Below are 26,473 nucleotides of genomic sequence, written 5' to 3'. Positions count from 1 at the left end.
TGGCCGAGCACCGGACGATGCAGCGAGGCGCCCTTCTGGACGCCGCGCGATCCCTCCTGTCCGAGGGCGGTACGGAGGCGCTGACCTTCCCCGCCCTCGCCGAGCGCACCGGCCTCGCCCGGTCCTCGGTGTACGAGTACTTCCGCTCCCGCGCCGCCGTCGTCGAGGAGCTCTGCGCCGTCGACTTCCCCGTCTGGGCCGCCGAGGTCGAGACGGCCATGGCCGCCGCCGACACCCCCGAGGGCAAGGTCGAGGCCTACGTCCGCGCCCAGCTCGCCCTCGTCGGCGACCGGCGCCACCGCGCCGTCGTCGCGATCTCGGCGAGCGAGCTCGACGACGGCGCGCGGGAGAAGATCCGCGCCGCCCACGGCGGCCTCGTCGCCATGATCGTCGAGGCCCTCGCCGCGCTCGGCCAGCCCCAGCCCCGCCTGGGCGCCATGCTCCTCCAGGGCGTCGTCGACGCCGCCGTCCGCCGCATCGAGCTCGGCGCCGCCGAGAACCCCGACGAGATCGCCGAGGCCGCGGTCGCGATGGCCCTGCACGGCGTCGGCGGCTCACCCGCCGACCGGTAGCAGCCGCGACGGCGGTCTCCGCACCAGGAGCAGCGGGTTCCGATAGGCCTCCCCCCGGAGCAGCCCCCAGTGGAGGCAGCTCTCCGGGCAGTGGGAGCCCGGCGCCACCCGGGCGATCACCGTCCCCGCCGCGACCCGCACCCCCGCCCGTACCACCGGGGTCACCGGGGAGAAGGTCGTGCGCAGCGGTGGATCGCCCGTGTCCGGCAGCGTGAGCGTGACCACCCCACGCCCGCCGACCGGGCCCGCGAACGAGACCGTCCCCGCCGCCGGAGCCAGGACGGGGGCACCCGGGGCCGCCGCCAGGTCGACACCGCGGTGACCGGGGCCGTACGGCCCCGCAGGCGGCTGCCAGCCGCGGACGACCGCGGGCGCCGGCGGACCCACCGGCCACAGCAGGCCGAGGACGAGAAGCAGATGCACGAGAGACATGACGGCAGGCTGCCCGCCCCGGACGCCGCGTGACGGCCCCCGCCCGGATCTGTGGACAACCCGCCCCTTGTGGACAGGGCCGTCACCCGCCACGCCCGGGGTCCCGTACACTTCCTATGGCGACTCGGGTCACCGGGTCGACTTCGCACGCCCCGCCAACGGCCCTCACCGGCCGTGGCAGCGCCTTTCGGTCCCTCTGGGGCATGGCGCGCCGGGGCGTCAGGAATACAAAAACCGAGAAAACCAAGGAGATGGCCATGGCCGTCGTCACGATGCGGGAGCTGCTGGAGAGCGGCGTCCACTTCGGTCACCAGACCCGTCGCTGGAACCCGAAGATGAAGCGCTTCATCTTCACCGAGCGCAACGGCATCTACATCATCGACCTGCTCCAGTCGCTGTCGTACATCGACCGCGCCTACGAGTTCGTCAAGGAGACCGTCGCGCACGGCGGCTCCATCATGTTCGTCGGTACGAAGAAGCAGGCCCAGGAGGCCATCGCCGAGCAGGCGACGCGTGTCGGCATGCCGTACGTCAACCAGCGTTGGCTCGGTGGCATGCTCACCAACTTCTCCACCGTCTACAAGCGTCTGCAGCGCCTCAAGGAGCTCGAGCAGATCGACTTCGAGGACGTGGCCGCCTCCGGCCTCACCAAGAAGGAGCTCCTGGTCCTCTCCCGCGAGAAGGGCAAGCTGGAGAAGACCCTCGGCGGTATCCGCGAGATGCAGAAGGTGCCGAGCGCCGTCTGGATCGTGGACACCAAGAAGGAGCACATCGCCGTCGGTGAGGCGCGCAAGCTCAACATCCCGGTCGTCGCGATCCTCGACACCAACTGCGACCCCGACGAGGTCGACTACAAGATCCCGGGCAACGACGACGCGATCCGCTCCGTCACCCTGCTCACCCGCGTGATCGCCGACGCCGTCGCCGAGGGCCTCATCGCCCGCTCCGGCGCCGCGACCGGCGACTCGAAGCCGGGCGAGAAGGCCGCCGGCGAGCCCCTCGCCGAGTGGGAGCGCGACCTGCTCGAGGGTGAGAAGAAGGCCGACGAGACCGTCGAGGCCCCCGCCGCCGAGGCCGCCCCGGCCGAGGCCGCTGCCGAGACCGAGGCTCCGGCCGCGGACGCCGAGCAGGCCTGACCCTTCAGGACCTTCGGGCAGACGGCGGGGGAACACGTTGTCCCCCGCCGTCGACCCGTGATCCCGCCCGAATCTTTCAGACTTCGAGAGAGAACACAGACTCATGGCGAACTACACCGCCGCTGACGTCAAGAAGCTCCGCGAGCTCACCGGCGCCGGCATGATGGACTGCAAGAAGGCCCTGGACGAGGCCGACGGCGATGTCGACAAGGCCGTGGAGGCCCTGCGCATCAAGGGCCAGAAGGGCGTCGCCAAGCGCGAGGGCCGCTCCGCCGAGAACGGCGCCGTGGTCTCCCTCATCGCCGACGACAACACCTCCGGTGTCCTCGTCGAGCTGAAGTGCGAGACGGACTTCGTCGCCAAGGGTGACAAGTTCCAGGCCGTCGCCAACCAGCTCGCCGCGCACGTCGCCGCGACCTCCCCGGCCGACCTCGAGGCGCTGCTCGCCTCCGAGATCGAGGCCGGCAAGAGCGTTCAGGCGTTCGTCGACGAGGCCAACGCCAACCTCGGCGAGAAGATCGTCCTCGACCGCTTCGCGCAGTACGCCGACGGCTTCGTCTTCGCGTACATGCACCGCACGATGCCCGACCTGCCGCCGCAGATCGGTGTCCTCGTCGAGTTCGACAAGGCCGACGCCGACGTCGCCAAGGGCATCGCCCAGCACATCGCCGCCTTCGCGCCGAAGTACCTCACCCGTGAGGACGTCCCGGCCGAGGTCGTCGAGTCCGAGCGTCGCATCGCCGAGGAGACCACCCGCGCCGAGGGCAAGCCCGAGGCCGCGATCGCCAAGATCGTCGAGGGTCGCGTCAACGGCTTCTTCAAGGACGCCACGCTGCTCGGCCAGGCCTACGCCCTGGACAACAAGAAGTCGGTCCAGCAGATCCTGGACGAGGCCGGTGTCACCCTGAAGCGCTTCACCCGCATCAAGGTCGGCATCTGAGTCCGTTCGCGAACGCGACGGACACCGGACCCCGGTAGGGTCTGAAGCAGTCGTCCGCGCCCGCGCAGGACGACCGCAGATCTGACGAGGAGGCCATTGCCGTACGGGATACCGCGAGGACCCAAGGCAATGGCCTCCTTCGTATGTGCACGAGGAGATCTCCATGAACCAGGGCGCCGTACAGGGCGACGACAACAACGGCAAAAAGGCCGGCCGCTACATGCTGAAGCTGTCCGGAGAAGCCTTCTCCGGCGGTACCGGCCTCGGCGTCGACCCCGACGTCGTGCATGCCATCGCGCGTGAGATCGCGGCCGTCGTCCGCGACGGCGCGGAGATCGCGATCGTGATCGGCGGCGGCAACTTCTTCCGTGGCGCCGAGCTCCAGCAGCGCGGCATGGACCGGGCCCGCTCCGACTACATGGGCATGCTCGGCACCGTGATGAACTGCCTCGCCCTCCAGGACTTCCTGGAGAAGGAAGGCATCGACTCGCGCGTCCAGACCGCCATCACCATGGGCCAGGTCGCCGAGCCGTACATCCCGCTGCGCGCCGTGCGCCACCTGGAGAAGGGCCGCGTGGTCATCTTCGGTGCGGGCATGGGCATGCCGTACTTCTCCACCGACACCACCGCCGCCCAGCGCGCCCTGGAGATCGACGCCGAGGCGCTCCTCATGGGCAAGAACGGCGTGGACGGCGTCTACGACTCCGACCCGAAGGCCAACCCCGACGCGGTCAAGTTCGACGCCCTCGAGTACGGCGAGGTGATCTCCCGCGACCTGAAGGTCGCCGACGCCACCGCCATCACCCTGTGCCGGGACAACAACCTCCCGATCCTCGTCTTCGAACTGCTCACCGAGGGCAATATCGCTCGCGCGGTGAAGGGTGAGAAGATCGGCACGCTCGTGAGCGACCAGGGCACCCGGGCCTGACCCCCGAACCGGGAACCGCCCCGCGAGGGGATGGACAGAGCCCTGCCGGTCGTACCTACCGTGCAGGACACAACGCGACGACACGCAGGAGCATGTGGTGATCGAAGAGACCCTCCTCGAGGCCGAGGAGAAGATGGAGAAGGCTGTCGTGGTCGCCAAGGAGGACTTCGCCGCGATCCGCACCGGCCGTGCGCACCCGGCGATGTTCAACAAGATCGTGGCCGAGTACTACGGCGCCATCACCCCCATCAACCAGCTCGCGTCGTTCTCCGTGCCGGAGCCGCGCATGGCCGTGGTGACGCCGTTCGACAAGAGCGCGCTGCGCAACATCGAGCAGGCCATCCGCGACTCGGACCTGGGCGTGAACCCCAGCAACGACGGCAGCATCATCCGGGTGAACTTCCCCGAGCTGACCGAGGAGCGCCGCCGCGACTACATCAAGGTCGCCCGGACCAAGGCCGAGGACTCCAAGGTCTCCATCCGCGCCGTGCGCCGCAAGGCCAAGGACGCCCTCGACAAGCTCGTCAAGGACAAGGAGGCCGGCGAGGACGAGGTGCGCCGCGCCGAGAAGGAGCTGGACGACCTCACGGCGAAGCACGTCGCCCAGGTCGACGAGCTGCTCAAGCACAAGGAAGCCGAGCTCCTCGAGGTCTGATGAACGACTCTTCCTGGGGGCCCGCGGCCGGTACCGGCCGCGGGGGACCCGACCAGGGGCCCGCCCCGGCGGGTCCCGCACACGATCGGCATCAGGCGGCGCAGACTCGGCCCATGCCCATCGTGCCCGACGTTCCCCCCGGCGGATTCCAGGACGGTCACGGCCGGGGGGCCGCTCACCCGAGCGGTCCCCTGTTCCGTGACGACACGCCGCACGAGCACCCGCAGGAGCCCATGCCCAGCCCCACCCCGCCTTCCCCGCCCGCGCCGCCGGCGCCCCGGCAGAAGAAGAGCGCGGGGCGTGACCTGGGCGCGGCCATAGGGGTCGGTGTCGGACTCGGTGCCGTCATCGTCGCGTCGCTGTTCATCTGGAAGCCGGCGTTCGTCGGCGTGATAGCGGTCGCGGTCGTCGTCGGTCTGTGGGAGCTCACCTCCCGCCTCCAGGAGCGCAAGGCCATCAAGGCCCCGCTGGTACCGCTCGCGGTCGGCGGCGCGGCGATGGTCGTCGCCGGATACGTCCGGGGCCCCGAGGGCGCCTGGGTGGCGATGGCGCTCACCGCGCTCGCCGTGCTCGTCTGGCGCATGACGGAGCCTCCCGAGGGCTATCTGAAGGACGTCACCGCGGGCGTGTTCGCCGCGTTCTACGTGCCGTTCCTCGCGACCTTCGTGGCGATGCTCCTGACGGCGGACGACGGCGCGTGGCGGGTGCTGACCTTCCTGATCCTCACCGTCGTCAGCGACACGGGCGCGTACGCGGTCGGCTGGCGCTTCGGCAAGCACAAGCTGGCCCCGAGGATCAGCCCCGGGAAGACCCGCGAGGGCCTCCTCGGCGCGGTCGCCTTCGCGATGGCGGCGGGCGCGCTGTGCATGGAGTTCCTGATCGACGGCGGGTCCTGGTGGCAGGGTCTGGTCCTCGGCCTCGCGGTGGCGGCGAGCGCGACGCTCGGCGACCTCGGCGAGTCGATGATCAAGCGCGACCTCGGCATCAAGGACATGGGCACGCTGCTGCCGGGCCACGGCGGCATCATGGACCGCCTGGACTCGCTGCTGCCGACGGCGCCGGTGGTGTGGCTGCTGCTCGCGCTGTTCGTCGGAACCACCTGAGCACCACCGCGCATCAACGGTTCTGACCTGCGGTTCCTTACGGGAAGGGCTCGTCGTCCACAGGACGGCGAGCCCTTCCCCGTATCTCTGCGACACTGGTAGCACCATGCCCAAGCCCGGAGAACTCACTTTCGTCGCCCCCCGCGGAGCCAAGAAGCCGCCGCGGCACCTCGCCGACCTCTCGCCCGCCGAGCGCAAGGAAGCCGTCGCCGCGATCGGCGAGAAGCCGTTCCGCGCCAAGCAGCTGTCCACGCACTACTTCGCGCGGTACGCCCACGACCCCGCCGAGTGGACGGACATCCCGGCCGCCTCGCGCGAGAAGCTTGCCGGGGAGCTGCTGCCCGACCTCATGTCCGTCGTGCGGCACATCTCGTGCGACGACGACACCACCCGCAAGACGCTGTGGCGGCTGCACGACGGCACGCTCGTCGAGTCGGTGCTCATGCGCTACCCGGACCGGGTGACCATGTGCATCTCCTCGCAGGCCGGCTGCGGCATGAACTGCCCGTTCTGCGCGACCGGACAGGCCGGTCTCGACCGGAACCTGTCGACCGCCGAGATCGTGCACCAGATCGTCGACGGCATGCGCTCCCTGCGCGACGGCGAGGTCCCCGGCGGTCCCGCCCGCCTGTCGAACATCGTCTTCATGGGCATGGGCGAGCCGCTCGCCAACTACAAGCGGGTCGTCGGCGCCATCCGCCGCCTCACCGACCCCGAGCCCGACGGCCTCGGCCTCTCCCAGCGCGGCATCACGGTCTCCACCGTCGGTCTCGTGCCGGCGATGCTGCGTTTCGCCGACGAGGGCTTCAAGTGCCGCCTCGCCGTCTCGCTGCACGCCCCGGACGACGAGCTGCGCGACACCCTCGTGCCCGTCAACACGCGCTGGAAGGTCCGCGAGGTCCTCGACGCCGCCTGGGAGTACGCGGAGAAGTCCGGACGCCGGATCTCCATCGAGTACGCGCTCATCCGCGACATCAACGACCAGGCCTGGCGCGGCGACCTCCTCGGCCGCCTCCTCAAGGGCAAGCGGGTGCACGTCAACCTGATCCCGCTGAACCCGACGCCCGGCTCGAAGTGGACGGCCTCCCGGCCCGAGGACGAGAAGGCCTTCGTCGAGGCCATCGCGCGCCACGGCGTGCCGGTGACGGTGCGGGACACCCGAGGTCAGGAGATCGACGGTGCCTGTGGACAGCTGGCGGCCGCCGAGCGCTGAGCTTGTACTCTGTGCTCGCACACATCTTCATATTCCGACAGGGGAGCGCCACAGCGCTGAGAGTGCGGTAACCGTAGACCGCAGACCCTCTGAACCTTGCCCCGGTCATTCGGGGTAGGAAGTTCGGTCGTTTACTCAAGCTGTTGCGCCCTGCCCGCGTCCGGTCCCGCCGGTCGCGGGCAGGGCCGCGTCTCTTCCTGGTCATGCCCAGGAGGACATTCCAGTGAGCACCATCCCGGTGAGCATCAAGAAGGCCGCCGTCGTCGCGCTCGTCGCGGCGCTCGGCGTCACCACCCTCGCCGCGTGCGGCAGCGAGGACGCCCGTGAGGCGGCCGGCAAGAGCGACGCCCCGGCGCCGAAGAACGTCACCCTCGTGACCCACGACTCCTTCGCCGCCTCCAAGGAGGTCCTGGCGGACTTCACGAAGCAGACCGGCTTCACCGTCAAGGTCCTCAAGGCCGGTGACGCGGGCGAGGCCGTCAACAAGGAGATCCTGACCAAGGGCTCCCCGCAGGGCGACGTCTTCTTCGGCGTCGACAACACCCTGCTCTCCCGCGCCCTCGACAACGGGATCTTCGTCCCGTACGAGGCGAAGGGCCTGGACCGGGTCCCGGAGGCGTACCGGCTCGACAAGGAGCACCGGGTCACGCCGGTCGACTCCGGTGACATCTGCGTCAACTACGACAAGAAGTACTTCGCCGACAAGAAGCTCGCGCCGCCGGTGACCTTCGACGACCTGGCGAAGCCGGCGTACAAGGACCTGCTCGTCGTCGAGAACCCCGAGCGGTCCTCCCCGGGCCTCGGCTTCCTCCTCGGCACGGCCGCGAAGTACGGCGACGAGGGCTGGCAGGACTACTGGAAGAAGCTCAAGGCCAACGGCGTGAAGACCGTGGACAGCTGGGAGCTCGCCTACAACCAGGAGTTCTCCGGCTCGGCCGGCGGCAAGCAGGCCAAGGGCGACCGGCCGCTCGTCGTCTCCTACGCCTCCAGCCCGCCGGTCGAGGTGCTGTACGGCGAGCCGCAGCCGAAGGTGGCGCCGACCGGCGTCTCCACCGGCACCTGCTTCCGGCAGACCGAGTTCGCGGGCCTGCTGAACGGGGCGAAGAACCCCGAGGGCGGCAAGGCGCTGATCGACTTCCTGATCTCGAAGAAGTTCCAGGAGGACATGCCGCTCCAGATGTTCGTCAACCCCGTCGCGAAGGACGCGGCGCTGCCGGAGCTCTTCACGAAGCACGGCGTGGTCGTCGACAAGCCGGAGACCATGGCGCCGGACAAGATCGCCGCCAACCGTGACGCGTGGATCCAGCAGTGGTCGTCGCTCGTCGTGAAGTGACCCGTACGTGATCCGTGATGTGAAGGGGAGCGCGGCGCGGCTGGGCCTGATGGCCCTGCCCGTCGCGTTCTTCGCCGTCTTCTTCGCCTGGCCGGTCGTGTCGATCGTCGACCGGGGCCTCAGGCCCGACGGCTCCTGGGACCTCGGCAGGATCGGGGAGACCCTGACCCGGCCCGACATCCTGGACGTGCTCGGCTTCACGGTCTGGCAGGCGCTCGCCTCCACGGCCCTGACGCTGCTCGTCGCGCTGCCGGGGGCGTACGTCTTCGCGCGCTTCGACTTCCCCGGCAAGGGCGTGCTGCGGGCCGTCGTCACCGTCCCCTTCGTGCTGCCGACGGTCCTCGTCGGCACGGCGTTCCTCGCGCTCGTCGGCCGGAACGGGCTGACCGACGAGCTGTGGGGGCTGCGCCTCGACACGAGCGTGTGGGCGATCCTCCTCGCCCACGTCTTCTTCAACTACGCGGTCGTCGTCCGGACCGTCGGCGGCCTCTGGTCGCAGCTCGACCCGCGCCAGGAGGAGGCCGCCCGGGTCCTCGGCGCCTCCCGCTGGACGGCCTGGCGGACCGTGACCCTGCCCGCGCTGTGGCCGGCCGTGTCCGCGGCCGCCCTGATGGTCTTCCTCTTCACCTTCACCTCCTTCGGCATCGTCCAGATCCTCGGCGGGGACGCGTACTCCACCCTGGAGGCCGAGATCTACCGGCAGACCGCCCGGCTGCTCGACCTGCGCACGGCCGCCGTCCTCACCCTCGTGCAGTTCGCGGCCGTCGGCGCGATCCTCGCCGTGCACGCCCGGACGGTACGGCGACGGGAGACCGCGCTGCGGCTCGTGCCGCCCGAGCGGACCGCGCGCCGGCCGCGCGGGGCCGGCCAGTGGGCCCTGCTCGGCGGCGTCCTCGTCTCGGTGGCGCTGCTGATCCTGCTGCCGCTCGGTGTGCTCGTCGAGCGGTCCTTCGCCGCACCCGACGGGTACGGCCTGCGGTACTACCGGGCGCTCGGCGAGATCGACGACTCCGGCACCTTCCTCGTCCCGCCGCTCGAAGCCGTCGGGAACTCGCTCCGGTACGCGGTGGCCGCGACCGCCATCGCGGTCCTGATCGGCGGGCTCGCGGCGGCGGCGCTCACCCGGCGGGCCGGGCGGCTCGTGCGCGGCTTCGACGCGCTGCTCATGCTGCCGCTCGGGGTGTCGGCGGTCACGGTCGGCTTCGGCTTCCTCATCACCCTCGACGAGCCGCCCTTCGACCTGCGGGCCAGCTGGATCCTCGTACCGCTCGCGCAGGCCCTCGTCGGCGTGCCCTTCGTCGTACGGACGATGCTGCCGGTGCTCAGGGCGGTGGACGAGCGGCTGCGGGAGGCGGCGGCCGTGCTCGGCGCCTCGCCGTGGCGGGCCTGGCGGGAGGTGGACCTGCCGATGGTCCGGCGGGCGCTGCTCATCGCCGCCGGGTTCGCCTTCGCCGTCTCGCTCGGCGAGTTCGGCGCGACCGTCTTCATCGCCCGGCCGGACGCCCCGACGCTGCCGGTGGCGGTGGCCCGGCTGCTCGGGCGGCCCGGTGAGCTCAACTACGGACAGGCCATGGCCCTGTCGACGATTCTGATGGTGGTGTGCGCGGTGTCCCTGCTGCTGCTCGAACGGCTGCGCACCGACCGGACCTCCGGGGAGTTCTGATGCTGTCGATCGAGAACGCGACCGTACGGTTCGGGGAGCGGGCCGCGCTCGACGCCGTCGACCTGGAGGTCGCCGAGCACGAGACCGTCTGCGTCCTCGGCCCCAGCGGCAGCGGCAAGTCCACGCTCCTGCGGGTCGTCGCCGGTCTCCAGGGCCTCGACGGCGGCCGGGTGCTGCTCGGCGGTGCCGACCAGGCCGGGGTGCCGACCCACAAGCGGGGCGTCGGGCTGATGTTCCAGGACCACCAGCTGTTCCCGCAGAAGGACGTCGGCGGCAACATCGCCTTCGGGGCCCGGATGCGGGGCGCCGACCGGGCCGCGCAGGCGGAGCGCGTACGGGAGCTCCTCGACCTCGTCGGGCTGCCGGGGGCCGAGCGGCGCTCCGTCGGCGCGCTCTCCGGCGGCGAGCAGCAGCGGGTGGCGCTGGCCAGGGCGCTCGCGCCGCGGCCCCGGCTGCTGATGCTGGACGAGCCGCTCGGGCAGCTCGACCGGGGGCTGCGGGAGCGGCTCGTCGTCGAGCTGCGGCAGCTCTTCGGGCGGCTCGGGACGACGGTCCTGGCCGTCACCCACGACCAGGGCGAGGCCTTCGCGCTCGCCGACCGGGTCGTCGTCATGCGGGACGGGCGGATCGCCCAGTCGGGCGCGCCCGTGGAGGTGTGGTCGCGGCCCGCCTCGGAGTTCGTGGCGCGGTTCCTCGGCTTCGAGAACGTGGTGGCGGCACGGGTCGACGGCACGGTCGCCGAGACCGCCTGGGGTCCGGTGCCGGTACCGGAGGGCTCGCCGCGGGGCGAGCGACGGCTGCTCGTACGGCCCGGGGGAGTGCGGCTCACGGCGGACGACGGCTGGACCGTCGTGTCGCGGACCTTCCGGGGCAGCCATGTCGTCGTACGGCTCCGCCGGGGCGACGGGCCGCCGCTGGAGGCGGAGCTGCCGCTGCGGGAGGCGCCGGAGGTGGGCGCCGGGGTGGGCGTGGAGTTCCGGGCGGCGGACGTGGTGGTCCTGGGGGAGGGCACCCCGCAGCGGATGCGGTGAGTTTCCTCCGGCGGAAGAGTCTTCTCCTGTGTGCGTCGTTCTTTCGACGAGGGCGCCGTCGACCGTGCCGGAGGAGAGCCGTGGGTCAGCTGCTGAGAGTCCAGAACTTCAACGTCTCGTCCGACGGGTTCGGCGCCGGTGAGGGGCAGAGCCTGGAGCGGCCGTTCGGCCACGCGGACCCGGGGGAGATGTTCTCCTGGGCCGGGGCCACGGCGAGCTGGCCGATGCGGACCGACCCCGGCGGCAGCCGGGGGCTCGACGACTACCTGACGCGGGACTTCGCGCGGAACATCGGTGCCGAGATCATGGGCCGCAACAAGTTCGGGCCCCAGCGCGGCCCCTGGCGGGACGAGGAGTGGCGGGGCTGGTGGGGGGACGAGCCGCCGTTCCACACGCCCGTCTTCGTCCTCACCCATCACCCGCGCCCCTCGTTCACCCTCTCCGACACCACGTTCCACTTCGTCGACGCCGATCCGGCGACGGTCCTGGAGACGGCCCGTGAGGCGGCCGACGGCAAGGACGTCCGGCTCGGCGGCGGTGCGGCGACGGTCCGGGAGTTCCTCGACGCCGGGCTCGTCGACACCCTGCACGTCGCCGTCTCGCCGCTGGAGCTCGGCGCGGGGTCACGGCTCTGGGAGTCGCCCGAGGAGCTCCTCGACCGGTACCACCGCGACGTCGTGCCCAGTCCGGGCGGCAGGGTGACGCACCACCTGTTCTGGCGGAAGGAGCCGTAGTCCTACGCGGCGGCGAGCCGCTCCAGGGCGGCCGGGGCCTCGTCGACCGAGTCGACCAGGGCGATCCTCGCCGCCATCGGACGGCCGGCGGCGAGGGTCTCCAGGAGGGGCCAGGCGGGGAGGCGGCTCGTCCAGTGGGCGCGGTCGACCAGGACCATCGGGGTCGGGGCGCCCCGTGACCCGTAGTAGTTCGGCGTCGCGTTGTCGAAGATCTCCTGGACCGTGCCGGCCGCGCCCGGCAGGAAGACGGCGCCCGCGGTGGAGCGGGCGAGGAGGCCGTCCTCGCGGGTCGCGTTGGCGAAGTACTTCGCCACGTGGCCGGCGAAGGCGTTCGGCGGTTCGTGGCCGTAGAACCAGGTGGGGATGCCGACCGAGTCCCCGCCGTGCGGCCACCCGGCCCGTACGTCGAAGGCGGCGCGGGCCCACTCCGTCACCGAGGGGGCGAAGGACGGGACGCCGGAGAGGAGCGCGAGGGCCTTCGGCAGGGTCTCGTCCTCGAACGGGGCGAGGTACGCCCCGAGGTTGGCGGCCTCCATAGCGCCGGGGCCGCCGCCGGTCGCCACGGTGAGGCCGGAGCGGGCGAGCGTCCTGCCGAGCCGCGCCGCTCCCGCGTACGCCTCCGTGCCGCGGCCCATCGCGTGTCCTCCCATCACGCCGACGACCCGCGCGCCCGCGAGGAGCTCGTCGAGGGCGTCGGAGACGGCGTCGTCGTGGACCGCGCGGAGCATCGAGGCGAGGATGTCGCCGTCGGCCCTGGTCCGGCCGAACCAGGCGTACGCGAGGGCGTCGGGCGTCGCCTCGTACCCCGCCGGGCCGGATATGCCGGCGTAGAGCTCCTCGGGTGCGTACAGCCCGGAGCGGTACGGGTCGAACGGCAGGTCGGGGACGGGCGGGAAGACGAGGGCGCCGTCGGCGCCGACCTTGGCGGCGGCCTCCGGCTCCATGGGGCAGCCGAGGAAGACCGCCTCGGCGGTGGAGGCCGAGAGCAGGGCGAAGGTCCGGTCCCGCAGGTCGATCGACTGGACGCGGAGCCCGGCGAGCGCGCCGGGTCCGGCGACGGCCGCGTCGAACTCGTCGAGCGTGTGGATCTCGCGGCCGTGCCCGCGGGGGCCGGGCGGGAGATGGGCCGGGGGGAGCGTCGCCATGGCCCCACGATAGGGGCCGCCTCCGGCAGCGGCCCCCGGTGGAGCGGTCAGCCCGTCAGCGGCAGGGCCGCGAGTTCGGCGACGAGCCAGGTCAGCGGCAGGAAGACGGCGAGGAGGGCGCCCGCGCGGAGCAGCGCGGTGGTGCGCAGGGCGGCGGGCGGGGCGCCGAGGCGGAGGAGGGCCTCGGTGGTGCGGGCGCGGTACTGCCGGGATTCGAGGGCGGCGGTGAGGAGCGTGGCGGTGGTGCAGGCGACGACGAGGCCCGCGCCGAGGGCGGTGAGCGGTCCGAACGCGCCGGGTTCGGTGCCCGTCGAGTAGAGCGCCGCCGCGGCGAGCGTCCCGGAGAGGACCGCGCTGACCACGCCGAGCGGGCGGCCGATGCGCCGGGAGTCGTCCATGAGGACGCGGCCCGCGAGGAGCCGGACGGCGCCGGGGCGGACCGACTGGAGCAGCCGTCCGCAGCCGTACGTGATGCCGGGGCCCGCGAGCGCGAGGCCGAGGGCGGTGAGGACCCAGCCGGCGAGGACCCCGGCCGGGCTGCCGTCGAAGTGGCCGGGGAGCGGCAGGCCGTCCTCGGCGCCGCCGCGTCCCGCGTACGTCTCGACGGCGAGGCCGGTCGCGATGAGTGCGACGCCCCAGGGGAGGCCGGTCGGCACGGGCTTCTCGGCGCCCTCGGGCGCGGCGGGCGCGGAGCGCGGGCGCAGGGCGAGCCCGGCGGCGGTGGCGGCGACGACCGGCAGGATCGCGAGGAGGGTGAGGGCGGCGGCGAGCGGCATCGGCTGGTCGGCGGCGAGCAGGTCGGCCGCCGCCCCGTCGAAGGGCAGGCCGGTGATGTCGCCGCGCAGGTGCAGGTAGACGAGGAGCGCGACCGTCGAGCCGAGCGTGCAGGCCACGGCCGTCGAGGCGGCCGCGACGGCGGTGAGCCGGACTGGTCCGAGACCGACGGCGGAGAGGCCGGGGCGCGGCCGGGTGCTGGGGTCGGTCCGGGCGACGGCGACGGCGAACTGGACGGTGGCGGCGAGCGGCAGGACGCACCACAGCAGGCGCAGGACCGACGACGAGGACTGGGCCGGGTGCCCGACGGCGTATCCGAGGGTGCAGAGCAGCAGGAATCCCACGCCGGCGGCCGCGGCGGCGACGAGGAGCCGCCGGGTCTGGACGAGCGGGTGGGACCCGCGGGCTAGACGGAGAGCGAGCACGCGGCGACGCCCTCCGCCCCTGACGCCGGGGGTACGGTGCCGACCCGGCGTCCGTCGAGGAGGGCGACCGCCCGGTCGGCGAGCGCCGCGACCTCGGGGTCGTGGGTGGCGAGGAGCACGGTGATGCCGTGCGAGCGGGCGGCGGCGGTGAGGGTGCGCAGGACCTGGGCGCCGTCGGCACGGTGCAGCGCGGCGGTGGGTTCGTCGGCGAAGAGCACCGAGGGGGTGGTGACGAGGGCGCGGGCGATGGCGATCCGCTGGCGCTGCGAGTGGGTGAGGGCGTGCGGGCGCTTGCGGGCGCAGGCGCCGATGTCGAGCCGTTCGAGCCACTCGGTCGCGGCGGTCCTGGCGGCGCGGTGGGAGACGCCCCGGAGGAGCAGGGGGAGGGCGGTGTTCTCCCAGCCGTTCAGTTCGGGCACGAGGCCGGGCTCGGGGTCGATCCAGCCGAAGCGCTCGCGTCGGAGCCGTTCGCGCTGGGCGCCGCCGAGGGTGTGCACGGGGCTGCTGTTGAACCAGATCTCGCCCTGCTGGGCGACGAGCTGGCCGGACAGGCAGCGCATGAGGGTGGTCTTGCCGCTGCCGCGCGGGCCGACGAGGGCGAGGATCTCGCCCTCGCGGACGCCGAGGGAGACGCCGCTGAGGGCGTCCGAACCGCCGAGGGCGCAGTGCAGGGAACGCGCCCAGAGCACGTCGTTGTCCGGTGGGGCCATCGCGTACACCTCGAAGTCGGATCTGATGTGTATTCCCCCCGTCGTCCCCCGTACGGGGGAACGAGGGGACCGGCCTGTGGGTCACTCGGCACGGTAAGGATTCAGATCCGCTTGTAGAAACAGCACACGGCCCGGGTCGCCGCCATCCACTCGGATGGCGGCATACCCGGGCCGCGGGGGTCACGCCGTGAGGGCGGCGTGATGCCGTCGGACCGCTGAGGGTCGGGTCCGCAGGACCTTTAGAGCTTGGTCCACGCCTCGGTGAGCACGTTGCGCAGGATGCCCTCGATCTCGTCGAAGGTGCCCTGGTCGGCGATCAGCGGCGGGGCCAGCTGGATGACCGGGTCGCCACGGTCGTCGGCGCGGCAGTACAGGCCGGCGTCGTACAGCGCCTTGGAGAGGAAGCCGTACAGGACGCGCTCCACCTCCTCGTCGTTGAAGGACTCCTTGGTGGCCTTGTCCTTGACGAGCTCGATGCCGTAGAAGAAGCCGTTGCCGCGGACGTCGCCGACGATCGGGAGGTCGTGCAGCTTCGACAGCGTCGAGTAGAAGGCGCCCTCGTTGTCCAGCACGTGCTGGTTGAGGCCCTCCTTGTCGAAGATGTCGAGGTTGGCGATGGCGACGGCCGAGGAGACCGGGTGGCCGCCGAAGGTGTAGCCGTGCAGGAAGGTGTTGTCGCCCTTGTAGAACGGCTCGGCGATGCGGTCCGAGACGATGCAGGCACCGATCGGGGAGTAGCCCGAGGTCATGCCCTTGGCGCAGGTGATCATGTCCGGCACGTAGCCGAACTTGTCACAGGCGAACATCGTGCCGAGGCGGCCGAAGGCGCAGATCGTCTCGTCGGAGACGAGCAGCACGTCGTACTGGTCGCAGATCTCGCGGACGCGCTGGAAGTAGCCGGGCGGCGGCGGGAAGCAGCCACCGGCGTTCTGCACCGGCTCCAGGAAGACGGCCGCGACGGTCTCGGGGCCCTCGAAGAGGATCTGCTGCTCGATCTGGTCGGCGGCCCAGCGGCCGAAGGCCTCGGGGTCGTCGCCGTGGATCGGGGCGCGGTAGATGTTGGTGTTCGGCACCTTGTGCGCGCCGGGGACCAGCGGCTCGAAGGGGGCCTTCAGGGCCGGCAGACCGGTGATGGACAGGGCGCCCTGCGGGGTGCCGTGGTAGGCGACCGCACGCGAGATGACCTTGTACTTGGTGTGCTTGCCCTGCAGCTTGAAGTACTGCTTGGCGAGCTTCCACGCGGTCTCGACGGCCTCGCCGCCACCGGTGGTGAAGAAGACCTTGTTCAGGTCGCCCGGGGCGTAGTCGGCGAGGCGCTCCGCGAGCTCCACGGCCTTGGGGTGCGCGTACGACCACACGGGGAAGAACGCGAGCTCCTGGGCCTGCTTGTACGCGACCTCGGCGAGCTCCTTGCGGCCGTGACCGGCGTTGACCACGAACAGGCCGGCGAGGCCGTCGAGGTAGCGCTTGCCCTTGTCGTCGAAGATGTAGGTGCCCTCACCGCGGACGATGGTGGGGACGGGGTTGTTCTCGTACGACGACATGCGGGTGAAGTGCATCCACAGGTGGTCGTAGGCGGTCTTGGACAGGTCCTGGCTCACGGCTATCGGGTTCCCCACATATAGGTCTGCTTCTTGAGCTTCAGGTAGACGAAGCTCTCGGTGGAGCGCACCCCGGGGAGGGTGCGGATGCGCTTGTTGATCACATCCAGGAGGTGGTCGTCGTCCTCGCAGACGACTTCCACCATGAGGTCGAAGGAGCCCGCGGTCATCACCACGTACTCGCATTCGGCCATGGCCGTCAGCGCCTCCGCAACCGGATCGAGGTCACCCTCGACGTGGATGCCGACCATCGCCTGCCGTCGGAAACCCACGGTGAGCGGGTCGGTGACGGCGACGATCTGCATGACGCCCTGGTCGAGCAGCTTCTGTACGCGCTGGCGGACGGCGGCCTCGGAGAGGCCGACGGCTTTGCCGATCGCCGCGTAGGGGCGGCGACCGTCCTGCTGGAGCTGTTCGATGATTGCCAGGGAGACGGCATCGATCGTCGGGGACGAACCGGTTCCGGTTCTGGAGTCTGTGCTTCGACTGGCCACACCTCACTGTGCACCGAGACTCGTCGTTCTGGCAACCCTGGACCGATGTAATTCGTTGCGAGCAGCCCTGGATCTCACTGAATCCGAAGTTGGCGGGGGGCGGGCCTGTTGAAAGCGTCTGCCGAGCGATTAGGCTGAGGTGTCCCAGGAATCGGGACGCCGCACAACGATGTGCGACGACAGAACGTGACAGGAGGGGTGGCCACGTGACCACCGAGCTGCGCCGGCTGCGTAACTACATCAACGGGGAGTTCCGTGACGCGGCCGACGGCCGCACCATCGAGGTGGTCAACCCGGCCACCGGCGAGGTCTACGCGACCTCCCCGCTCTCCGGCCAGGCCGACGTCGACGCCGCCATGGAGGCCGCCGCGGCCGCCTTCCCCGCCTGGCGCGACACGACCCCGTCCGAGCGGCAGAAGGCGCTCCTCAAGATCGCCGACGCCTTCGAGGCCCGCGCCGACGAGCTCGTCGCCGCCGAGGTCGAGAACACCGGCAAGCCGATCGCGATGACCGCCAGCGAAGAGGTTCCGCCGATGGTGGACCAGATCCGCTTCTTCGCCGGTGCCGCCCGCATGCTGGAGGGCAAGTCCGCCGGCGAGTACATGGAGGGCATGACCTCCATCATCCGCCGCGAGCCCATCGGCGTCTGCGCCCAGGTCGCGCCGTGGAACTACCCGATGATGATGGCCGTGTGGAAGTTCGCCCCGGCCCTCGCCGCGGGCAACACCGTCGTCCTCAAGCCCTCGGACACGACCCCCGCGTCGACCGCCCTGATGGCCGAGATCATCGGCGAGATCGTCCCCAAGGGCGTCTTCAACGTCATCTGCGGCGACCGCGAGACCGGCCGCGCGATGGTCGAGCACCCGACCCCGGCCATGGCCTCCATCACCGGCTCCGTCCGCGCCGGCATGCAGGTCGCCGAGTCGGCGTCCAAGGACGTCAAGCGCGTCCACCTGGAGCTGGGCGGCAAGGCCCCCGTCGTCGTCTTCGAGGACACCGACATCGAGGCCGCCGTCGGCGACATCTCCGTCGCGGGCTTCTTCAACGCGGGCCAGGACTGCACCGCCGCCACCCGCGTCCTCGTCCACGAGTCGATCCACGACGAGTTCGTCGCCGCGCTCGCCAAGGCCGCCTCCGAGACGAAGACCGGCCAGCCGGACGACGAGGACGTGCTCTACGGCCCGCTCAACAACGCCAACCAGCTGAAGCAGGTCTCCGGCTTCATCGAGCGCCTCCCCGCGCACGCCAAGGTCGAGGCCGGCGGCCACCGTGTCGGCGACAAGGGCTACTTCTGGGCCCCGACCGTCGTCTCCGGCCTCAAGCAGGACGACGAGATCATCCAGAACGAGGTCTTCGGCCCCGTCATCACCGTCCAGTCCTTCACGGACGAGGCCCAGGCCCTGGAGTTCGCCAACGGCGTCGAGTACGCCCTGGCCTCCTCCGTCTGGACCAAGGACCACGCGCGCGCGATGCGCATGTCCAAGAACCTCGACTTCGGCTGCGTGTGGATCAACACCCACATCCCGCTCGTCGCCGAGATGCCCCACGGCGGCTACAAGAAGTCCGGCTACGGCAAGGACCTCTCCTCGTACGGCTTCGAGGACTACACGCGCATCAAGCACGTCATGACCTCCCTGGGCTGATCGGCCCCGCCCTCCCCGCGCGGCCCCGAGACCTTGATCGACAAGGTGTCGGGGCCGCGCCCCGTTGTTCGACGGACCGTCCATTGCCGCAGGTCCCGACCGGTCGGGATGCTGCTGCGGTGAGAGCGATAGCCAGGAACACCATGTCCCGCCGGTCCCTGCTGCGCGGGACGGCCGGCCTCGGCGCCGCGACCCTGCTGGCCGGCTGCGGAGTGCCCCCCGCGTACGTCGACGAGAGCCGGCGGGCCGCCCGTGACCTCTCCGCCCGCGACCGCACGCTGGAGTTCGCCAACTGGCCCCTCTACATCGACACCGACGACGAGGACACGGCCAAGCGCCCCACCCTGAACGCCTTCCGCGAGCGCACCGGGATCTCCGTCCGCTACACGGAGGAGATCAACGACAACGACGAGTTCTTCGGCAAGATCGGCCCGTCCCTGATGAACGGGCAGGAGCCCGGCCGGGACCTCGTCGTCGTCAGCGACTGGATGGCCGCGCGCTTCGTCCGCCTCGGCTGGGTCCAGGAGATGGACCGCGAGGGCCAGCCCAACGTCGACCGGCACATCGACCCCCAGCTCCACTCGCCCGCCTTCGACCCCGGCCGGCTGCACACCGTGCCCTGGCAGTCCGGGATCACCGGCATCGCGTACAACCGCAGGAAGCTCGGCCGGGAACTGCGCTCCACCAAGGAGCTGTGGGCCGACGACCTGCGCGGCAAGGTCACCCTGCTCTCCGGCCTCGACGAGTCCTTCTCGCTGCTCATGCAGGGCAACGGCGTCGACGTGACGAAGTGGACCGAGGACGACTTCCACACCATGTGCGACCAGGTCGAGAAGCTCGTCCGCGCCAAGCACGTCCGCCGCTTCACCGGCAACGACTACATCAAGGACCTCTCCAGCGGCGACGTGCTCGCCTGCCAGGCGTACTCCGGCGACGTCATCCAGCTCCAGGCCGACAACCCCGACATCGAGTTCGTCGTCCCCGAGGAGGGCGCCGAGCTGTGGGCCGAGTCGCTCATGATCCCCAACCGGGCCCAGCACAAGGCCAACGCCGAGAAGCTGATCGACTACTACTACGAGCCCGAGGTCGCCGCGGAACTCGCCGCCTGGGTCAACTACGTCTGCCCGGTCCCCGCAGCCCAGAACGTCCTCGCCGACTCCGGAGACGAGGACCTCGTGGCCCTCGCGGAGGACCCGCTGATCTTCCCCGACACCGCCATGCGGAGCCGTCTCGCCATCCCGCGGGACATCGGGGCGGACGAGCGGGTGGCGTTCTCGAAGCGGTGGAACGCGATCGTCGGGCTGTGACGCCCGGAGGCCAGGACGGGCTGTGACGCCCGGAGGCCAGGACGGGCTGCGGCGCCTGAGGCCAGGACGGGCTGCGGCGCCCGGTGGGGCCAGGACGGGCCGTGGCGCCCGGGGCGGCCCCGCCGGTCAGTCCGGCAGGCCGTACGCCGCCACCATCAGGCCGAGGGCCGTCCGGTTCATGTCCTGGCCCTTCGCGTCCGTCGCGTTGACGCTGTAGACGAGGGTGCGGGAACCGTCCCGCGTCGAGGCGACGGCCGTGTTGTAGCCCCAGCGGCCACCCGTCTTGCCCCACACCTCGCGCCCGCCCAGCCGCTTCATCGAGAGGCCGGCGGAGTAGGCGGCCGGCTTCCCGGTCGTGGCGTCCGGGACGTGCGGCAGCGTGAACATCTCCTCCAGGAGCGGCCCGCGCACGACCCGGCCGGCGAACAGCTCCCGGACGAACCGTTCCAGGTCGGCGGTGGTCGACACGAGGTCGCCCGCCGCCCAGCCGTCCGTCGCCGGCCACACGGAGACGTCCCGCAGGCCGATGGTCCCGTCGTCGAGCCGCATGGTCTGGTAGCCGTGGTTGTACGGGCCGCTGATCTCCGCCGCCGTACCCGGCAGGTACGTGTCCCGCAGGCCGAGCGGGCGCAGGATCCGGCGCTCCACCTGCCGCTCGAAGGAGTCGCCGGTGACCCGCTCCACCAGAAGCCCGGCGATCGTGTACCCGATGTTCAGGTAGTGCTGCCGGGTGCCCGGCCGGAACTCGCGCGGCTTCGCCGTCGCCGAGCGGACCATCGCCCCGGGGGAGTGGACGGTGAAACGGTTCGCGTACCACTCCTCCACGGTCGTGCCCGGGAAGTCGGGCGCCGGGATGCCGTGGGTGTGGTTCAGGAGCTGCCGGACCGTCACGGTGGCGTACCGGCCGGGGATCAGCTCCGGCAGGTACGCGCGCGCCGGCCGGTCCAGATCGATCCGGCCCTCGGCGGCGAGCTGGAGGACGGTCGCCGCCGTGAAGACCTTCGTCACCGAACCGGCCCGGAAGCGGGCCGCCGGGTCGGCCGGGGCGCCGCTCTCCAGGTCGTGGACGCCCGCGCCGCCCTGCCAGGTGCCCTCCGTGCCGCCGACCCGGACGAGCGCGGCCGTCGCGTCGGCGCGGGGGAGTCCGGCGATCACGGGGCCCAGGTCGGGACCCGACGCCTGCACGGCGGTCGCGGTCGCGGGCGTCCCGGCGAAGGCCGGCGTCAGGGCCGGGCCCGTCGCCACGCCCAGGACCAGGGTGGCGGCGAGCAGTGCGCGGACGGACTTCCTCATGGTCAACTCCGTGGGTGTGAGCCGTTGTTCTCGATGGCTCCATCCTGCTGACCTGCGGCGGCGGGTGGATCGCCCGCACCGGCGGTCATGCCGGGGTCAGGGCCTCCCCGGTACGGGGGAGGCGCCTCCCCCGGGCGGGGGAGAGCCCGCCGCGACGAGCCCCGTCTCGTACGCGCAGATCACCGCCTGGATGCGGTCGCGCAGCCCGAGCTTCGCGAGCACGTTCCCCACGTGGGTCTTCACCGTGTGGTCGCTCACCACCAGCTCCGCCGCGATCTCCGCGTTCGACAGCCCGCGGGCGAGCAGCAGCAGCGTCTCCCGCTCGCGCCCGGTGAGGACGTCCAGGCGGGGATCGGGGCCGCCCGCCGCGGGCCGCTCCCGCCGCCCGTACCGCGCGTACTGCTCCACGAGCCGCCGCGCGACGGACGGCGCGAGCAGTGAGTCGCCCGCCGCCACCACCCGTACCGCGTGGACCAGGTCGTCCCTGCGCACGTCCTTGAGGAGGAAGCCGCTCGCGCCCGCGTGCAGCGCCTCGTACACGTACGCGTCGGTGTCGAAGGTCGTCAGGATCACCGTCCGGCAGGCGGACTCGGCACTGATCGTCCGGCAGGCCTCGATGCCGTCGGTCCGGGGCATCCGGATGTCGAGGAGCGCCACGTCGGGCGCGTGGCGCCGCACGGCCTCGACGGCCTCCGCCCCGTCGCCCGCCTCGGCCACCACCTCGATGTCCGGCTGCGCGTCCAGGATCATCGCGAAGCCGCTGCGGACCAGTTCCTGGTCGTCGGCGACCACCACACGGATCGTCATTCCCCCACCCCCGTCGTCTTCGCCGCAGACGGTACGGGAAGCAGCACCCGCACCTCGAAGCCGCGGCCGCCGGGGCCGGGGCCCGCCTCCGCCGTGCCGCCGTGCGCGGCTGCCCGCTCCCGGACGCCGACCAGGCCGTGCCCGTGCGGGCCGGGGCCCGGCCCCCTCCCGTCGTCCGTGACCGTCACCCGCAGCACCCCGTCCCCGTACGCCAGCCGCACGTCGGCCCGGCCCGCTCCGGCGTGCCGGACCACGTTCGTCAGGGCCTCCTGCACGATCCGGTACGCGCTCGCGCCCGTGGCCGCCGGCAGCGCCCGCACCCCGCCCTCGGTCTCGTACCCGACGGCGAGACCGCTCGCCCGTACGCGCTCCACGAGCTCGGGGATCCCCGCGAGGCCGGGCTGCGGCTCCCGCGGTGCCGCAGCCGTCCGCTCCTCGCCCTCGCGCAGGAGCCCCAGCATCTGGCGGAGCTGGACCATCGCCTCGCGGCCCGTCTCCGAGATCGCGTCGAACGCGGCCTCGGCGCGCTCCGGCGCCGTCCTGACCGCCACCGGCCCCGCCTCCGCCTGCACGACCATCAGGCTCACCGCGTGCGACAGGATGTCGTGCATCTCCCGCGCGATCCTGGCCCGTTCGCGGGCGGCGGCCCGCTCGGCCTCGATCCGGTGTGCCCGCTGCCGGGCGTCCTGGAGCCGCCCGAAGACGTAGGCGGCGCCGAACACGAAGAGCGAGAAGGTCAGTTCGCGCGCGGACCGGGTGTTGAGCCAGACCGAGAGAGGCACGGCGACGAGCAGCAGTGCCGCCGTCACCGACCGCTTCCACGGCGGCGAGAGCACGGCGACCGTGTAGACGCTGACGAGCCCCGTGTACGGCAGCGGTTGCCCCGGCCCTTCGACGGCCAGCTTGTACAGCGCGCTCGCCGCGAGGATGGCGAGCAGCACGGTCAGGGGCGCCCGGCGCCGCCAGACGAGCGGCAGCACGGTGAGCGTCGTCAGGCCGTACGCAGGCCAGGTCGCCGGTTCGAGCTCGGGCCCGCGCGGCACCACGAACGGCATCGTCACCGCGGCCTGCACCAGCAGGGCGATCCCGATGTCCACTGCCCACGGGTTCGCCCCGCCCCATCGGCGCACCCGCTCCCACCGGGCGCGCGCCTCCCCCCGAACGCCCATCAGTCGAGTGTCTCCCGCAGGACGGACCTGAGGGCGTCGACGCGGTTCGTGGTGATCGAGTCGACGCCGTGCGCGACGAGTCGGCGCATGGTGCGGGCGGTGTCGGCCGTCCAGGCGGAGACGAGGAGGCCGTCCCGGTGGACGCGGTCCGCGAGGTCGCGGCCGACGAGCCCGAAGCGGTAGTTGAGCCACTTCGGGCGGACCGCGTCGAGGAGCACGCGCCGGGGCGGGGCGAGGGTCGTCCACGTCATCGCGATCTCGGCGGCCGGGTCGGCGGCCCGCACGTGGAGCATCGCGACCGCCCCCGCGCAGTAGTACGTCCGCTCGCCCGCCCCGGCCTCGCGGACCGTGCCGACGATCTTCCGGACGGACTCCTCGTTCCCGCCGGGCAGGTCCAGCATCAGCCGGTGGTCCCCGGCGGCCAGGATCGCCTCGCGCAGCGTCGGCACCCCGCCGTACGTGAGCTCGCGGACCTGCGCGTGCGTCAGCGCGGCGAGCGGCCGGTCGTGGCCCCAGAGCCGCTTGAGGGTGTCGTCGTGGAGGAGGACGGGCACCCCGTCCTTCGTGAGCCGGACGTCGACCTCGACCGCGTCCGCCCCCCGCTCGATCGCCGAGGCGATCGAGCGGAGCGTGTTCTCGCGGACGCGGTACGGGTCCCCGCGGTGGGCTACGGCAGTGACGGTGCGCATGGCCTCATTCTGGCTCCGCCGTCAGCGCGCCAGCCAGCCGTCGGTGTACGTGTCGATCTCGGCGGCGATGCGGGTCTTGCCGGCCGCGTCGAGGAAGGAGGCCTCCACCGCGTTCTTCGCGAGGGCGGCGATCCCGCGCTCGTCGAGGCCGAGGAGCCGGGCGGCGACCGCGTACTCGGTGTTGAGGTCCGTGCCGAACATCGGCGGGTCGTCGCTGTTGACGGTGACGAGGACCCCGGCGTCGACCATCTGCCGGATCGGGTGCTCGTCGAGGGTGGCGACGGCCCGCGTGGCGATGTTGGAGGTCGGGCAGACCTCCAGGGCGATGCGGTGCTCGGCGAGGTGTGCGAGGAGCTCGGGGTCCTTGACCGAGCTGGTGCCGTGGCCGATGCGCTCGGCGCCGAGCTCCCGGATCGCGTCCCAGACCGTCTCGGGGCCGGTCGTCTCGCCCGCGTGCGGGACGGAGTGCAGGCCGGCGGCGCGGGCCAGGTCGAAGTACGGCTTGAACTGCGGGCGCGGGACGCCGATCTCCGGGCCGCCGAGCCCGAAGGAGACCAGGCCCTCGGGACGGAGCCCGTCGGTGGTGGCGAGGCGCGCGGTCTCCTCGGCGGAGACGAGGCCGGCCTCGCCGGGGATGTCGAAGCACCAGCGCAGGACCGTGCCGAACTCCGACTCGGCCGCCTTGCGGGCGTCCTCGATGGCCTCCATGAAGGCCCGCTCGTCGATGCCGCGGCGGGTGGAGGAGTACGGCGTGATGGTCAGCTCGGCGTACCGGATGTTCTGCCGGGCCATGTCCCGGGCCACCTCGAAGGTGAGGAGGCGGACGTCCTCGGGGGTGCGGACCAGGTCGACGACCGAGAGGTAGACGTCGATGAAGTGCGCGAAGTCGGTGAACGTGAAGTAGTCGCTCAGGGCCTCCGGGTCCGTGGGGACCTTCGAGTCCGGGTGCCGGGCGGCGAGCTCGGCGACGATCCGGGGCGAGGCGGAGCCGACGTGGTGGACGTGCAGCTCGGCCTTGGGCAGGCCCTCGATGAAACGGTGGAGATCGGTCATCAGGTCATCGTAGGCCGGGCGGGTCCCCCGCACGGGTGAGGTCGTAACATGGCGTGACCACGATGGGGGAGGCCCATGTCTGAGAACCGAGACCAGCCGCAGGGCGGCGGCTACGACCCGGCGGACCCGTGGGCGCCGCCGAACCGGGACGGGGTGGAGCTGAGCAAGGAGCAGTCCCCGCAGCCCGCCGCGCCGCCGCAGCCGTCCGTGCACGACCAGCAGACGGTCGTGTCCATGCCCGGCGTGCCCGACGCCGGCCAGGTGCCGCCGCCCCCGGTCGCCCCCGGCGGCCCGGCGGCGACGACGCCGGGGTACGGCTACCCGGCGGCCACGCCGACGCCCACCCCGGGATACGGCTACCCGGCCGCGACCCCGCCCGCGGGCGCTTCCGGATACGGCTATCCGTCCCCGTCCCCGTCCTACGGCGCGGGATACGGCCAGCCGGGCTGGCCCCAGCAGCCGCAGAACAACGGGATGGCCATCGCCGCGATGGTCGTCGGCATCTGCGGCGTCGTGCTCGCCTTCTGCTCGTACGGCATCCTCGGCCTGGTCCTGGGCGGCGTCGCGCTGCCCCTCGGCATCGTGGCCCGGAAGCGTGCCGTGCGGGGCGAGGCCGGCAACAAGGGCCAGGCCGTCGCCGGCATCGTGCTCGGCTCGATCGGCATCGCCTTCGGCATCATCGGCATCGTGCTCATCACGGTCATTGCGATGAACGCGGACGAGTGGAGCGAGAGCGGCGACGACCCCTGGTCGTCGACCGGGACGTCCCTCAGCGTTCCCCGCTGAGCGGCCGGCACCCCGGCCACCGGCAGCCGCGAAGGGCCCGCACCCGAGGGGGCGGGCCCTTCGCCGTACGGCCGGCCGGCCCTACCGCCGGCGGGTACGTACCCGCCGGCCGGCCGCGGCGCTAGCGGGCCGCGGTGCTAGCAGGCCGTGGCGCGCAGCCGGTCCCGCGCCTCCATCAGCGCGAAGCCCAGCAGGTTCAGCCCGCGCCACCGCGCCGGGTCCTGCGCCCGCGGGTCGTCGGCGTCGAGCCCGATGCCCCAGATCCGGTCCACCGGGCTGGCCTCCACGAGCACCCGCGAGCCCGTCGAGAGCAGGTACGAGCGCAGGGCCTCGTCCGAGGCGAACTTGTGCGCGCTGCCCTCGACGACGATCCCGAACCGCTCCCGCTCCCACACCGCCTCGTCGAAGCCCCGGACCAGCCGGCCCGCCTTCTTCGCCTCCGCGGGCGTACGGGCGGAGAGCGCGGCGCGCTCGGCCTCGGCGTCGCCGAAGAGGCGCGCCTTCGCCGCCATCATCCAGTGCTCGGCCGTCTCGTAGCGCACTCCGTCGACGACGAAGGGTGCCGGCCACCACTGGCTCAGGCAGCTCGCCGAGAGACGGCCCGAGGGGTGCGGACGGTGGCCCCAGAAGAGCAGCCACTTGACCCGCTCACCCCCGGTGACCTGCTGCGTCAGCTCGTCGATCTTGTTCATGCATGCGAGTGTGGCATCCGCCACGGACACTCCGTACGGAGATTTTCCGGCGGCCTCGACATATGGTCGACCGATTCCGTCGCGTAACCAAAAGGCAACAACGGAATCACTTGTTGAGGGCGACCTCACATGTCAGGATCGGCAC

Annotated in this window: 26 protein-coding genes and 1 riboswitch; of the genes, 14 read left to right on the top strand and 12 right to left on the bottom strand. The window is 72.1% G+C overall.

Features of this window, described 5'->3' with window-relative positions; translation table 11 throughout:
- The first annotated feature begins 17 nt into the window (after positions 1–17).
- A complete protein-coding gene (locus AB0G79_RS19415) occupies positions 18–572 on the top strand; it encodes a helix-turn-helix domain-containing protein (RefSeq protein ID WP_360808062.1) in 555 nt (184 codons plus the stop codon).
- Here AB0G79_RS19415 and AB0G79_RS19410 read toward each other — a convergent pair.
- On the bottom strand, positions 555–1,004 hold the full coding sequence (locus tag AB0G79_RS19410) for a M23 family metallopeptidase (protein ID WP_360807956.1): 450 nt from the start codon (positions 1,002–1,004) through the stop codon (positions 555–557). The genes AB0G79_RS19415 and AB0G79_RS19410 overlap by 18 nt on opposite strands.
- A 257-nt stretch (positions 1,005–1,261) precedes the next feature.
- Between AB0G79_RS19410 and rpsB the strand changes: the two genes are divergently transcribed.
- The 10 genes from rpsB (at position 1,262) to AB0G79_RS19360 (ending at position 11,740) form a co-directional block, all read left to right on the top strand.
- Entirely contained in the window at positions 1,262–2,140 is an 879-nt protein-coding gene (rpsB, locus tag AB0G79_RS19405; protein ID WP_360807954.1) for a 30S ribosomal protein S2, read from the top strand.
- Between the two features lie 103 nt (positions 2,141–2,243).
- The gene (tsf, locus tag AB0G79_RS19400) at positions 2,244–3,080 is read left to right on the top strand and encodes a translation elongation factor Ts (protein ID WP_360807952.1); all 837 of its coding nucleotides are present in this window, start codon (positions 2,244–2,246) and stop codon (positions 3,078–3,080) included.
- A gap of 163 nt (positions 3,081–3,243) precedes the next feature.
- Positions 3,244–4,008, top strand: coding sequence for a UMP kinase (gene pyrH / locus AB0G79_RS19395; protein ID WP_015036487.1), 765 nt, complete (start codon positions 3,244–3,246; stop codon positions 4,006–4,008).
- A gap of 97 nt (positions 4,009–4,105) precedes the next feature.
- Positions 4,106–4,663 carry a ribosome recycling factor gene (gene frr, locus AB0G79_RS19390; RefSeq protein WP_360807950.1) on the top strand — a complete coding sequence of 186 codons (558 nt, stop codon included), beginning with the start codon at positions 4,106–4,108 and terminating at the stop codon, positions 4,661–4,663.
- Complete coding sequence (locus AB0G79_RS19385) at positions 4,663–5,766, top strand: phosphatidate cytidylyltransferase (RefSeq protein ID WP_360807948.1); 1,104 nt, start codon at positions 4,663–4,665, stop codon at positions 5,764–5,766. Before frr ends, AB0G79_RS19385 begins: the two co-directional genes overlap by 1 nt.
- A 106-nt stretch (positions 5,767–5,872) precedes the next feature.
- Positions 5,873–6,979 carry a 23S rRNA (adenine(2503)-C(2))-methyltransferase RlmN gene (gene rlmN, locus AB0G79_RS19380; protein ID WP_033204794.1) on the top strand — a complete coding sequence of 369 codons (1,107 nt, stop codon included), beginning with the start codon at positions 5,873–5,875 and terminating at the stop codon, positions 6,977–6,979.
- A gap of 29 nt (positions 6,980–7,008) precedes the next feature.
- Positions 7,009–7,118, top strand: a riboswitch (TPP riboswitch).
- 99 nt (positions 7,119–7,217) lie between these two features.
- On the top strand, positions 7,218–8,312 hold the full coding sequence (locus tag AB0G79_RS19375; RefSeq protein ID WP_360808060.1) for a thiamine ABC transporter substrate-binding protein: 1,095 nt from the start codon (positions 7,218–7,220) through the stop codon (positions 8,310–8,312).
- A 49-nt stretch (positions 8,313–8,361) separates the two neighbouring features.
- Positions 8,362–9,975, top strand: coding sequence for an iron ABC transporter permease (locus AB0G79_RS19370; protein WP_360808058.1), 1,614 nt, complete (start codon positions 8,362–8,364; stop codon positions 9,973–9,975).
- Positions 9,975–11,006, top strand: a complete 1,032-nt coding sequence (locus AB0G79_RS19365; protein ID WP_360807945.1) for an ABC transporter ATP-binding protein — start codon at positions 9,975–9,977, stop codon at positions 11,004–11,006. Before AB0G79_RS19370 ends, AB0G79_RS19365 begins: the two co-directional genes overlap by 1 nt.
- Positions 11,007–11,086: 80 nt before the next feature.
- Complete coding sequence (locus AB0G79_RS19360) at positions 11,087–11,740, top strand: dihydrofolate reductase family protein (protein WP_360807943.1); 654 nt, start codon at positions 11,087–11,089, stop codon at positions 11,738–11,740.
- A gap of 2 nt (positions 11,741–11,742) precedes the next feature.
- On the opposite strand, the gene AB0G79_RS19355 is transcribed toward AB0G79_RS19360, so the two are convergent.
- The 5 genes from AB0G79_RS19355 to AB0G79_RS19335 all read right to left on the bottom strand — a co-directional run bounded on the left by AB0G79_RS19355 (position 11,743) and on the right by AB0G79_RS19335 (position 16,889).
- A complete protein-coding gene (locus tag AB0G79_RS19355; protein WP_360807941.1) occupies positions 11,743–12,885 on the bottom strand; it encodes a Rossmann fold nucleotide-binding protein in 1,143 nt (380 codons plus the stop codon).
- Between the two features lie 47 nt (positions 12,886–12,932).
- Positions 12,933–14,084: a hypothetical protein gene (locus AB0G79_RS19350; RefSeq protein WP_360807939.1), complete on the bottom strand. Its 1,152-nt coding sequence runs from the start codon at positions 14,082–14,084 to the stop codon at positions 12,933–12,935.
- Entirely contained in the window at positions 14,066–14,794 is a 729-nt protein-coding gene (locus AB0G79_RS19345; protein ID WP_360807937.1) for an ATP-binding cassette domain-containing protein, read from the bottom strand. The genes AB0G79_RS19350 and AB0G79_RS19345 overlap by 19 nt, the downstream gene beginning before the upstream one ends.
- 239 nt (positions 14,795–15,033) lie before the next feature.
- Positions 15,034–16,413: an aspartate aminotransferase family protein gene (locus AB0G79_RS19340; RefSeq protein ID WP_360807935.1), complete on the bottom strand. Its 1,380-nt coding sequence runs from the start codon at positions 16,411–16,413 to the stop codon at positions 15,034–15,036.
- Positions 16,398–16,889 (bottom strand): Lrp/AsnC family transcriptional regulator, encoded by a 492-nt coding sequence (locus tag AB0G79_RS19335; protein WP_267046106.1) that lies wholly within the window; start codon positions 16,887–16,889, stop codon positions 16,398–16,400. The genes AB0G79_RS19340 and AB0G79_RS19335 overlap by 16 nt, the downstream gene beginning before the upstream one ends.
- A gap of 206 nt (positions 16,890–17,095) precedes the next feature.
- Between AB0G79_RS19335 and AB0G79_RS19330 the strand changes: the two genes are divergently transcribed.
- Complete coding sequence (locus AB0G79_RS19330) at positions 17,096–18,532, top strand: gamma-aminobutyraldehyde dehydrogenase (protein ID WP_360807933.1); 1,437 nt, start codon at positions 17,096–17,098, stop codon at positions 18,530–18,532.
- Between the two features lie 143 nt (positions 18,533–18,675).
- The gene (locus AB0G79_RS19325; protein ID WP_360807931.1) at positions 18,676–19,839 is read left to right on the top strand and encodes an extracellular solute-binding protein; all 1,164 of its coding nucleotides are present in this window, start codon (positions 18,676–18,678) and stop codon (positions 19,837–19,839) included.
- A 126-nt stretch (positions 19,840–19,965) separates the two neighbouring features.
- On the opposite strand, the gene AB0G79_RS19320 is transcribed toward AB0G79_RS19325, so the two are convergent.
- From AB0G79_RS19320 to AB0G79_RS19300, 5 genes are all read right to left on the bottom strand, one after another.
- Positions 19,966–21,132 (bottom strand): serine hydrolase domain-containing protein, encoded by a 1,167-nt coding sequence (locus AB0G79_RS19320; protein WP_360807929.1) that lies wholly within the window; start codon positions 21,130–21,132, stop codon positions 19,966–19,968.
- A 96-nt stretch (positions 21,133–21,228) separates the two neighbouring features.
- Positions 21,229–21,939 carry a response regulator transcription factor gene (locus AB0G79_RS19315; protein WP_360807927.1) on the bottom strand — a complete coding sequence of 237 codons (711 nt, stop codon included), beginning with the start codon at positions 21,937–21,939 and terminating at the stop codon, positions 21,229–21,231.
- Complete coding sequence (locus AB0G79_RS19310) at positions 21,936–23,108, bottom strand: histidine kinase (RefSeq protein ID WP_360807925.1); 1,173 nt, start codon at positions 23,106–23,108, stop codon at positions 21,936–21,938. Before AB0G79_RS19310 ends, AB0G79_RS19315 begins: the two co-directional genes overlap by 4 nt.
- Positions 23,108–23,797 (bottom strand): glycerophosphodiester phosphodiesterase, encoded by a 690-nt coding sequence (locus AB0G79_RS19305; protein ID WP_360807923.1) that lies wholly within the window; start codon positions 23,795–23,797, stop codon positions 23,108–23,110. The genes AB0G79_RS19310 and AB0G79_RS19305 overlap by 1 nt, the downstream gene beginning before the upstream one ends.
- A gap of 21 nt (positions 23,798–23,818) precedes the next feature.
- Complete coding sequence (locus AB0G79_RS19300) at positions 23,819–24,850, bottom strand: adenosine deaminase (protein ID WP_360807921.1); 1,032 nt, start codon at positions 24,848–24,850, stop codon at positions 23,819–23,821.
- A 75-nt stretch (positions 24,851–24,925) separates the two neighbouring features.
- On the opposite strand from AB0G79_RS19300, the gene AB0G79_RS19295 reads away from it, so the two are divergent.
- Positions 24,926–25,636: a DUF4190 domain-containing protein gene (locus tag AB0G79_RS19295; RefSeq protein ID WP_360807919.1), complete on the top strand. Its 711-nt coding sequence runs from the start codon at positions 24,926–24,928 to the stop codon at positions 25,634–25,636.
- 137 nt (positions 25,637–25,773) lie between these two features.
- On the opposite strand, the gene AB0G79_RS19290 is transcribed toward AB0G79_RS19295, so the two are convergent.
- The gene (locus tag AB0G79_RS19290; RefSeq protein WP_360807917.1) at positions 25,774–26,328 is read right to left on the bottom strand and encodes an NADAR family protein; all 555 of its coding nucleotides are present in this window, start codon (positions 26,326–26,328) and stop codon (positions 25,774–25,776) included.
- Positions 26,329–26,473: the final 145 nt, after the last annotated feature.

The sequence above is a fragment of the Streptomyces sp. NPDC020807 genome (genome assembly GCF_040641575.1).
GTDB lineage: Bacteria > Actinomycetota > Actinomycetes > Streptomycetales > Streptomycetaceae > Streptomyces.
The sequence above is the reverse complement of the archived record's forward strand: the minus strand, read 5'-3'. Positions and strand labels throughout refer to the sequence as shown.